Raw genomic sequence first — 9,220 nt, 5'->3', positions numbered from 1 at the left:
GGGTCAGCCCCGCGCGGCGCGCCAGCCAGGCCGAAACCAGGATGGCGGCCACCACCAGGATGAGGCCGATGATGACGCGCAGGAGGGCGGAGTCGTCCATGACGCCAGGATCAGCGGCGGTTGTTCAAGCGGTTGATCCGCTCGGACGGCGTGATGATGTCGGTCAGGCGGATGCCGTACTTGTCTTCCACGACCACGACTTCGCCCTGGGCGATCAGGTAGCCGTTGACGAAGATGTCCATCGGCTCGCCGGCCAGGCCGTCCAGCTCGACCACGGAGCCCTGGCCCAGTTGGAGCAGGTTCTTGATGGTCAGGCGGGTGCGCCCCAGCTCGACCGTCAGCTGGACGGGCACGTCCATGATCAGGTCGATGTCGGCGCCGGCTCCGCCAGACGCGCTGGCCAGAGGCTTGAACACGGATTGCGCCGCGGATTGCGCGGCGGGTGCCGCTGGCGCCGCGGGAGCGGGAGCTGGCGCGGCAGCGGGCGCAGCCGTGGCGGTCTGCTCGGCCATCGCGGCGGCCCAGTCGTCCTGGGGCTTCAGGCCGTCGGCTTGGGTAGGCGGATTGGCGCGGGATTGTTCGGCGAGCGCGTCGGCCCAGTCGTCGGCCGGGGACGAGCCGGTACCGGGCTCGTTCTTGTCAGTCATGGTCAGAGGCCTCGTTGGATTCTGTATCGTGGGTAAACATGTTCTGTACGCGCAGGGCGTACTGGCCGTTGAAGACGCCATAGCCGCATTCCATCAGCGGCACGCCGTCGACGCTGGCGACTATGGTTTCGGGCACGGTCACGGGCAGGACGTCGCCCACCTTCAGGCGCATCAGTTCGCGGATCGACGAGGGGATGCGGGCAAACTCCGCCACCACGTCGATATCGGCGCTGCGCACCTGGCGCGACAATTGCTGCGCCCAGCGCTGGTCCACTTCCTCGAGCGTGGTTTCCTGCAGCGGGCGCGTCAGCAGATCGCGCACCGGCTCGATCATGGAGTAGGGCAGGCAGATGTTCAGGTCGCCGCCGGTCGCGCCGAATTCGATGTGGAAGGAGGTGACGACCACCACTTCATTGTTGCCGGTGATGCTGGCGAACTTGGTGTGCATCTCCGAGCGCACGTACTCGAATTCGATCGGGTAGACGGGATCCCAGGACTTGCCGTAGCTTTCCAGGGTCAGGTTGAGCAGGCGTCGGATGATGCGCTGTTCGGTCGTGGTGAAGTCGCGGCCTTCGACACGCGTGTGGTAGCGGCCATCGCCGCCGAACAGGCTGTCGATGACCAGGAACACCAGGTTCGGGTCATACGTGAAGAGCGCCGTGCCGCGCAGGGGTTTCATCTGAATCATGTTCAGATTGCTCGGCACCGGCAGGTTGCGCTCGAAGTCCGCGTACTTCAGGATTTTGATCGAACCCACCGTGATATCGGCGCTGCGACGCATGAAGTTCAGCAGCACGTGGCGCATCTGGCGAGCGAAGCGCTCGTTGATGAGCTCCAGCGTCTGCATGCGGCGCCGCACGACGCGCTCGGGCGAACTCAGGTCGTAGGCGCGGGCGCCGGCGCTCTGGTCCGTGGCGGTTGTTTTGCTGTCGCTTTCGCCGGTGACGCCCGCCAATAGCGCATCAACCTCGTCCTGCGAAAGAAATGCCTCGTAGGCCATGCTTATTGCACCACGAACGCCGTGTACAGCACGTCGGTGACGTACTGGCCGTCCGGCAGGGGCGAGAAGGGGCGATTGACGGCCTGCTTGATGGCGTTGGCCATGTCGGTCTTGCCTTGCTGCGTCTGCACGCCGGTGGGCGATTGCGACGACAGCACCATCAGGATGCGGCTGCGCACTTCAGGCATGTACTTTTCGAGACGCGTGCGGGTCTGCTCGTCGCTCACGCGCAGCGTCAGGCCCACGTGCATGATGCGTTCCGTGTCCGGGTTTTGCAGCGTGACGGTGAAAGGCTCGATCGGCACGAAGATCGGAGCGGGCACGGCGATCGGGCTGGCCGGCGGCGCGACGAAGGTCGTCGGGGTGCCCTGCGGGCCTTGAGCGGGTTGGCCCGGTTGGCCGGGTTGGCCAGGTTCGCGGGCTGGCACCTGGCCGACGCCGAGTTGCACGTTTGCGCTGTTTTGCGGCTGCATGCGCTGGGTGATGAACCAGGTTGCGCCGGCGCTGGCCGCGGCCACGATGAGCAGCACCAGAATCGCCAGCAGGGGGCGAAGAATACGGCCCATGCCGCCAGAGCGGGAAGAAGGCGCGCCGCGCGCAGGCATGGGTGAAGGTTTGGAAGTCGCCATCTCGGTGTCGATGCGTGTTTTGCCGCTGATGAAAACGGGTTCTTAGTGGATGAAAGCATTCTGCCCCAAATGCCGCCTCGGCTTGGAGGCGAAAAACAGGGCGAAAGCCGCGTATCTCAAGCTATTGCTGCGCCGCCCGCAGCCATGGCCGCGAGCGGTGCGCTTGTTTGTCAGGCGAAGGTGTCCACCAGCGCATTGGCGTTGCGCGCGACCGTCACTGCGGCGGGCGCTTCTGCCACGCTGTCGGCGCCTGTCTGGCCGCCGCCGGCATGGCGTTGCGAGCCGTTGCCGCCCTGTTGCGCGAACTCCTGTTGGGCGGCTTGTTCGCCCACGCTGGTCTGGCCCAGCGAGATGCCGGCCTGGGCCAGCGCCTGTTGCAGTTGCGGGAGGGCGGTTTCGATGGCTTGGCGCACCGAGGCGTGGGCCGACACGAACGACGCGCTGGCCACGCCGTCCGTCAGGTTCAGGCTGACGCGCAGCGGACCCAGATCGGGCGGATCGAGGCGCAGTTCGGCAGTCTGCATGCCCTGGCGCGCGCCGTGGCTCATCATGACGACCTGTTGGCCAAGCTCGGTACCCCAATGAGTGCCGCCGACCGGAGTGGCGACCTGCAGCACGACCGGCACGACGGGAGCGGCGATGGCGGTCTGGTTGGCAATCGGCGCGGCAGGCTGGCGTTGGGTTGCGGCGGCCAGCGCCTGGGCCAGGTGGTCCTGGGCGGAGCCACCATGCTGGGGCGTCTGGAACTGTTGTTCGGCGCTGACCAGCGCCTGCGGCGACGCGTCGTCGGCGTCCTCGGGCAAGGCGGCGTGGCCGGGTTCGGCGCGCGCATCGCGGGCGGGACGAGGCAGCGCGACCTCCGCGGCGAGTCGCGGCGCTTCGGTTTTGACCGGCGCGGCGGCGGCCGGGGCGCGGACCGGCGCTTGCGTGGCGGCGGGGGCGTCGGTGCCGGGCTTGACTGCCGCAGTGATGACCGGCACGGCGATTTCCGCGTCGCGCGCGGCAAGCGCGGCGGCGGCCTCGGCCTGCGGGGCGGTGAGGGCGCCAGCGCCCGCAGCCGTAGCGGCCTGCGTCGCGGGCGCGACGTCGGTGGCATTCAGGGCGGCAGTGAGGACGGCGGCGCCGCTGCTCATCGCGGTGGCGGCGGCGACGGCGTTGCCGCGCGCGAGCTGTACTTGTTCGGCGGCCTGGGTTGCGATCTCCAGGGCTTGCTGCGGCAGGATGACGGCCGGTTGCGTTGCGGCGACTGCCAGCGCGCCAGCTTCGGCCTGCGTGGCGGTCTGCACGGCCTGGTCGATGGCGCTGGCGGCGGCGCCTTCAGCGCGGGCGGCGGGGTCGCCGGAATTTTGGCTGTCGGCAGGCGTTTTGGCGCCGTTCCTGGCCGGGCGCGCGTCGGCGGCCTGGTTCGGCCGCTGTTGTGCGGGGCGCTGCTGGGCCAGCACGTCGGAGAAACTGGGACCCTTTTTGTTTACGGGCACGGCCTTGGCGCCAAGCGCGTCGGCGATCGAGGGCGGCGCAGTGGGCGCGATCGAGGGCAGGGGAGCGTTCATCTGGGGCTTCCTGTGAGGTATTGCTTAATGCATGCCGGTCTGGCGTTGGACCAGGCGGGCGGAGTATTCGTCATTGGCGCGTTGTTCGCGGCGCGATTCGACCACCGCTTGGGCGCGCAACTCGCGCTGCGCCAGGGCGTCGTAGGAGTTGAGCTTGCGCTTTTCCTGTTGCCAGTACAGCCGGCCCTTCGCGAGGTTGTCGTCCGCTTGGCGCAGCACGCCTTGTTGCTGGCTGATGGCGTCGTCCAGCGTGCTGATGAAGCGCTGATAGTTATGGCAATCGCTGGCCGACATGCCGCTGGTCATGGCCTGCTGCAGCCGCTCCAGGTAGTCCTGGCGGTAGTCGTGCAGCATGGACAATTGGCGCTCGGCGTTGGTGCGTTCGGCGCCGAGCCTGCCGAGCAGGCGCGCGGCTTCGTCCGTGCTTTCCTTGGCCAGGTTGATCAGCATGTCCAAAGGCAATTGGCTAGGCATAAGCGTCCCTCAATTCGAAACTGGCGCGCAACTGGCTGACGGCGGCTTCGTAGCCAACGTTTTCGCCGATGTCTTGCTGCAGAAAGGCTTCCAGGCGCGGATAGCGGGCGATGGCCTCGTCCAGCTGCGGATCGTTGCCGGCGGCGTAGGCGCCCACCGCAATCAGGTCGCGGTTGCGCTGGAAGCGCGACAGGCTTTGCTTGAAGCGGCGCACCACGGCGAACTGCTCGGGTGTGATCAGCGAGGTCATGGCGCGCGAGATTGATGCCTCGATGTCGATGGCGGGGTAATGGCCCGCTTCGGCCAGGTGGCGCGACAGCACGACGTGGCCGTCCAGGATGGCGCGGGCCGAATCGGCGATAGGATCCTGCTGATCGTCGCCTTCGGCCAGCACGGTGTAGAACGCGGTGATCGAGCCTGCCTTGCCGGACGCCCCAGGCGCGCCCATGCCGGCGCGTTCGACCAGCATCGGCAATTTGGCGAAGACCGAAGGCGGATAGCCTTTGGTGGCGGGCGGCTCGCCGATCGCCAGGGCGATTTCGCGCTGCGCCATGGCATAGCGGGTCAGCGAGTCCATGATCAGGAGCACGTCCAGGCCCTGATCGCGGAAGTGCTCGGCCAGGCGCGTGGCATAGGCCGCGCCTTGCAGGCGCAGCAGCGCCGACACGTCGGCCGGCGCGGCCACCACCACCGAGCGCGCCAGGCCTTCGGGGCCGAGGTTGTGTTCGATGAATTCCTTGACTTCGCGGCCGCGTTCGCCAATCAGTCCGACCACGATGACGTCGGCCTTGGTATAGCGGGCCATCATGCCCAGCAGCACGCTCTTGCCGACGCCGGAGCCGGCGAACAGGCCCATGCGCTGGCCGCGGCCGACCGTGAGCAGGCCGTTGATGGCGCGCACACCCGTGTCCAGCACCGTATCGATGGGCGCGCGCGACAGCGGGTTGATCGGCTGGGCGGACAGGGGCGCCAGTTCGGCGCCCGTGAGCGGACCCAGCCCGTCCAGCGGCCGGCCTGCGCCATCCAGCACCCGGCCCAGCAAGGCGTTGCCCACAGGCAGGTGGCGGCCCAGCTGCGGCTTGGCGTTGCCGTTCAGTTCGGCCTTGCGCGGCAGCGGGATCTGGCGCTGCACGGGAGGCTCGCCAGGCACGACGCGCGCGCCGGGCGGCAAGCCGGAAATGTCGGCTTGCGGCATCAGATATAGGGTGTGGCCGTCGAAGCCGACGACTTCGGCGTCCGCCCAATGGTCGTGGCCGCGGGCGATTTCAATGCGGGCCGCCGCTCCTACCGGCAGGCGCAGGCCGGTCGCGTGCAGCACCAGGCCGGTGGCGCGCGTGATCTTGCCGCTGACCAGCCAGGGGTCGGTCGAGGCGGCGCGGATCGAGCCGATCTGCAGCTGGGTCTGCCAGCGGTCGATGACCGGCACGGCAGTCGCGGCCGGCTGGCCGGGCAGGGCGGGGGCCGGATTGGGGCTCACGCCGGCTCCTCCCAGGACACGTTGCGACCCAGCGAGGCCGCGACCCGGCGCCAGCGCGTCTGCAAGGTGGCGTCGATGTCGCCGTAGGGCGTTTCGGCACGGCAGCCGCCGCGCGAGATCGACTCATCGGCGAGGACGCGCCAATGGCCTTCCTTGAGTTCGTCCGCCAGGTGCAGCCGGATCAGTTCGATGTCTTCGGGGTTGGCCCACAAGCGCATCTGGCCGCCGGCGGTGGGATTGATGTGCAGCACTTCGCGCACGGCGCTGACCACGGTGTCCGGCTGCTCGGCGAGCGTGGTGCGCACGACCTGCTGGGCGATGTCCAGCGCCAGGGTCAGCAGGCCCTGGCCCATTTTTTCTTCGAGCGAGCCGAGGGACGCGGCGCAGGCCTCGACCAGCGCGTGCAGGCGCTGCGCTTCCGCGACGCCTTGCTCGCGGGCCTGGTTGAGGCCTTCGGCGTAGCCTTGCTCGCGGCCAGCGGCCAGGCCGGCTTCGTATCCCGCCTGTTGACCGGCTTCCAGGCCGGTGGCATGGCCCAGGGCATGGCCTTCGTCGCGGCCTTCGGCGAGCGCCTGGGCACGCAGTTGGGCCATTACCACCTCGGGGTCCGGACCCGGATCGGGTTCGGGCTCGGGCTCCCGCTCGACGACTGCGGGCTGGTCGAACGACAGCATCTGCCAGCGCCGCCAGGCGGCGCTGCGCGAGATGAGCGCCGTGGCGCCGCTGTCCACTTCAGACATACGCGTCGTCCCCCTGGTTGCCCAGGACGATCTGGCCGCTCTCGGCCAGGCGGCGCGCGATCTGCAGGATCTTCTTCTGTTCGGCCTCGACCTTGGACATGCGGATCGGGCCCTGCGCGTCCAGGTCTTCGCGCAGCATTTCGGCGGCGCGGCTGGACATGTTGCGCAGGAACTTGGCGCGCAGCTCTTCCTGGGCGCCCTTGAGCGCGACCATGAGCGTGTCGTTGTCGATTTCCTTGAGGATGAGCTGGATGGCGCGATCCTCGACGTCGAGCAGGTTGTCGAAGACGAACATCTCGTCGATGATCTTCTGCGCCAGATCGCTGTCGCGCTCGCGCAGGCTGGCGACCACGGTTTCTTCCTCGGCCGAGTTCATCATGTTCAGGATCTCGGCCGCGGTGCGCACGCCGCCCATCTTGCTGCGCTTTGCGCCCTGGCCGGCCAGCACCGAGTTCAGGACTTCGGTGAGCTCGGACAGCGCCGCGGGCTGCACACCGCCGAAAGTGGCGATACGCAACATCACGTCGTTGCGCAGGCGGTCCGTCAGCAACGCCAGCACGCCGGCGGCGCGGTCGCGCTCCAGGTGCACCAGGATGGTCGCGATGATCTGCGGGTGTTCGTCGCCGATCAGTTCGGCCACGGTGTTCGGATCCAGCCAGTTGAGTGCGTCGATGCCGCTGCCGCCTTCGCCGGCTTCCAGGATGTCTTCGATCAGGCCGGCGGCGCGGTCGCTGCCCAGCGCCTTGGTCAGGACGGTGCGAATGTAGTCGTCGGAACCCAGCGTGACGGCCATGAACTGGTCGGCTTCCTGGCGGAATTCTTCCAGCACCACGGCCACGTCGGCGCGCGTGACCTGTTTCAGGCTGGCCATGGCGGCGCCGACCTGCTGCACTTCACGGGCGCCGAGGTACTTGAAGACCTCGGCCGCGGCGTCCTCGCCCAGCGACATCATCAGGACGGCGCTGCGCGTCATGCCGTCCAGCGGAGTGGAATCATTTTTCATCTTTGCTCATCCAGGTGCGCAGAACCATCGCAACGGCGCGCGGATCCTTGTTGGCCATCGTGCGGGCCCGTTCCAGGTTGTCCTGGTAGCGGTCCACTTCCTTGGCGCGGGCCGCGTCCTGGGCCTCGCGCGCCGCTTCGACGCGCTCGGCTTCAGCCTGTTCCGGATCGACCGGCGGATACAGGTAGTCGCCCACCGTGCGGCGCAGCAGGCGGTACAGCCACAGTGCCAGCACGCCACCGACCAGCCAGGCCAGGATCGTCTTGAACAGCGAGATCATTTCCGGATCACGCCACATCGGCACCGGCGGCGGGCCGTCGTTGAATTGGCTGTTGACCAGGTTGAGCGAGTCGCCGCGGGGCTCGGAGTAACCCATGGCTTCACGCACCAGATTGGTCAGCTTGTTCAGTTCTTCAGGCGGCAAGGGCTGCAGTTCGCCGTCCTTGTCGCGCATGTAGTTGACGACCACGGCCACCGACAGACGCTTGAGGTTGCCCACCGGCTGCTTGATGTGGCTGATGGTGCGGTCCACTTCATAGTTGGTGGTGGCGTCGCGGCGTTCGTTCAGGTTGCCGGTGGCGGCTTGCGTGCCGGTCTGCTGCTGGGCGTTGGCGGGCTGCTGCGGCTGGCCGGGACGGGGCGGCTGCGGTTGCGGCGGATTGGCGATCGGCGCCTGCGGATTGGCCGGCGCCTGGTTCGACAGCGCGCCGGGCACGCCCTGGGCGGCGTTGACGCCGCGCTGGGATGAGTCGCTGGTCTGCTGGCTGCGCACGGCGGCCTGGCCGGGTTCCTGGTTCGGGCGGTAGACCTCGGAGGTTTCTTCGCGGCGGGCGAAATCGACGTCGGCGCTGGCCTGGGCGTGGACGTTGCCCGGGCCCACCAGCGGATTGAGGATGGTGAGGATGCGCTCGACCGTGCGCTGTTCCATTTCGCGCACGAAGCGCATCTGGTCGGCGTCCATGCCGCGGCCTTCGCCCATCGGCGCGGACAGCAGGCGGCCGTTCTGGTCGACGATGGACACGTTTTCGGCGGTCAGTTCGGGGACGCTCGAGGCGACCAGCCAGGAGATCGCGGAGACCTGCGCGTCGCTCAGGCTGCGGCCGGGATGCATGTTCAGCAGCACTGAGGCGGTTGGGGCCTGGCGCTCGCGCACGAACAGCGACTGGCGCGGCATGGCCAGGTGCACGCGGGCATGCTGCACGGTGTGCATGGCTTCGATCGAACGCGCCAGCTCGCCTTCAAGGCCGCGCTGGTAATTGATCTGTTCCGTGAACTGGCTGGCGCCGAAGCGGGCGTTGTCCATCAGTTCGAAGCCGACGGAGCCGCCGCGCGGCAGCCCCTGGGACGCCAGCTGCAGGCGGGCATCGTACACGCGGTCGGCCGGAACCAGCACGGCGGTGCCGGTTTCGTTGTAGCGGTAGGGCACGTTCATCGTCCCCAGCGCCGCCACGATGGCGCCGCCATCGCGGTCGTCCAGGTTCGAGAACAGCACCTTGTACTTGGGTTCGCTGCTCCACATCGCCACGGCGACGATGACCGCGACGAGCGCCGCCGCCGCGCCCAGCAGAATGGGCTTGGGTAGCGCGCGCACCTTCTCCAGCGCGGGGAATTTCGTCAGCAGCGACGAACTCAGGGTGGCCTGCTGGTTCATTGGCGGCCCCCGCTGGCCACGCGGAGCTGGAGATGGGACTTCATGTCTG

Annotated in this window: 9 protein-coding genes and 1 pseudogene; all 10 read right to left on the bottom strand. The window is 68.2% G+C overall.

Features of this window, described 5'->3' with window-relative positions; translation table 11 throughout:
• Positions 1 to 100, bottom strand: a pseudogene (locus AC6LKD_RS20280) (flagellar biosynthetic protein FliO); the annotation flags it as partial.
• A gap of 10 nt (positions 101 to 110) precedes the next feature.
• Positions 111 to 647 (bottom strand): flagellar motor switch protein FliN, encoded by a 537-nt coding sequence (gene fliN, locus AC6LKD_RS20275; RefSeq protein WP_498117277.1) that lies wholly within the window; start codon positions 645 to 647, stop codon positions 111 to 113.
• Positions 640 to 1,647 carry a flagellar motor switch protein FliM gene (gene fliM, locus AC6LKD_RS20270; protein ID WP_498117276.1) on the bottom strand — a complete coding sequence of 336 codons (1,008 nt, stop codon included), beginning with the start codon at positions 1,645 to 1,647 and terminating at the stop codon, positions 640 to 642. Before fliM ends, fliN begins: the two co-directional genes overlap by 8 nt.
• Positions 1,648 to 1,649: 2 nt before the next feature.
• Complete coding sequence (fliL, locus tag AC6LKD_RS20265) at positions 1,650 to 2,276, bottom strand: flagellar basal body-associated protein FliL (protein WP_498117275.1); 627 nt, start codon at positions 2,274 to 2,276, stop codon at positions 1,650 to 1,652.
• A 170-nt stretch (positions 2,277 to 2,446) separates the two neighbouring features.
• A complete protein-coding gene (locus AC6LKD_RS20260) occupies positions 2,447 to 3,826 on the bottom strand; it encodes a flagellar hook-length control protein FliK (protein WP_498117273.1) in 1,380 nt (459 codons plus the stop codon).
• 24 nt (positions 3,827 to 3,850) lie between these two features.
• Positions 3,851 to 4,300 (bottom strand): flagellar export protein FliJ, encoded by a 450-nt coding sequence (gene fliJ / locus AC6LKD_RS20255; protein WP_013393411.1) that lies wholly within the window; start codon positions 4,298 to 4,300, stop codon positions 3,851 to 3,853.
• A complete protein-coding gene (fliI, locus tag AC6LKD_RS20250) occupies positions 4,293 to 5,777 on the bottom strand; it encodes a flagellar protein export ATPase FliI (RefSeq protein WP_492276843.1) in 1,485 nt (494 codons plus the stop codon). The genes fliJ and fliI overlap by 8 nt, the downstream gene beginning before the upstream one ends.
• Positions 5,774 to 6,517, bottom strand: a complete 744-nt coding sequence (fliH, locus tag AC6LKD_RS20245; protein WP_498117271.1) for a flagellar assembly protein FliH — start codon at positions 6,515 to 6,517, stop codon at positions 5,774 to 5,776. The genes fliI and fliH overlap by 4 nt, the downstream gene beginning before the upstream one ends.
• Positions 6,510 to 7,520 (bottom strand): flagellar motor switch protein FliG, encoded by a 1,011-nt coding sequence (gene fliG / locus AC6LKD_RS20240; protein WP_013393414.1) that lies wholly within the window; start codon positions 7,518 to 7,520, stop codon positions 6,510 to 6,512. The genes fliH and fliG overlap by 8 nt, the downstream gene beginning before the upstream one ends.
• Positions 7,510 to 9,171, bottom strand: coding sequence for a flagellar basal-body MS-ring/collar protein FliF (fliF, locus tag AC6LKD_RS20235; RefSeq protein WP_492276844.1), 1,662 nt, complete (start codon positions 9,169 to 9,171; stop codon positions 7,510 to 7,512). The genes fliG and fliF overlap by 11 nt, the downstream gene beginning before the upstream one ends.
• Between the last annotated feature and the right edge of the window lie 49 nt (positions 9,172 to 9,220).

This window comes from Achromobacter sp. D7-1 (assembly GCF_059760445.1).
Note: the sequence above shows the minus strand (reverse complement) of the source record. Positions and strands in the feature narration are given on the sequence as shown.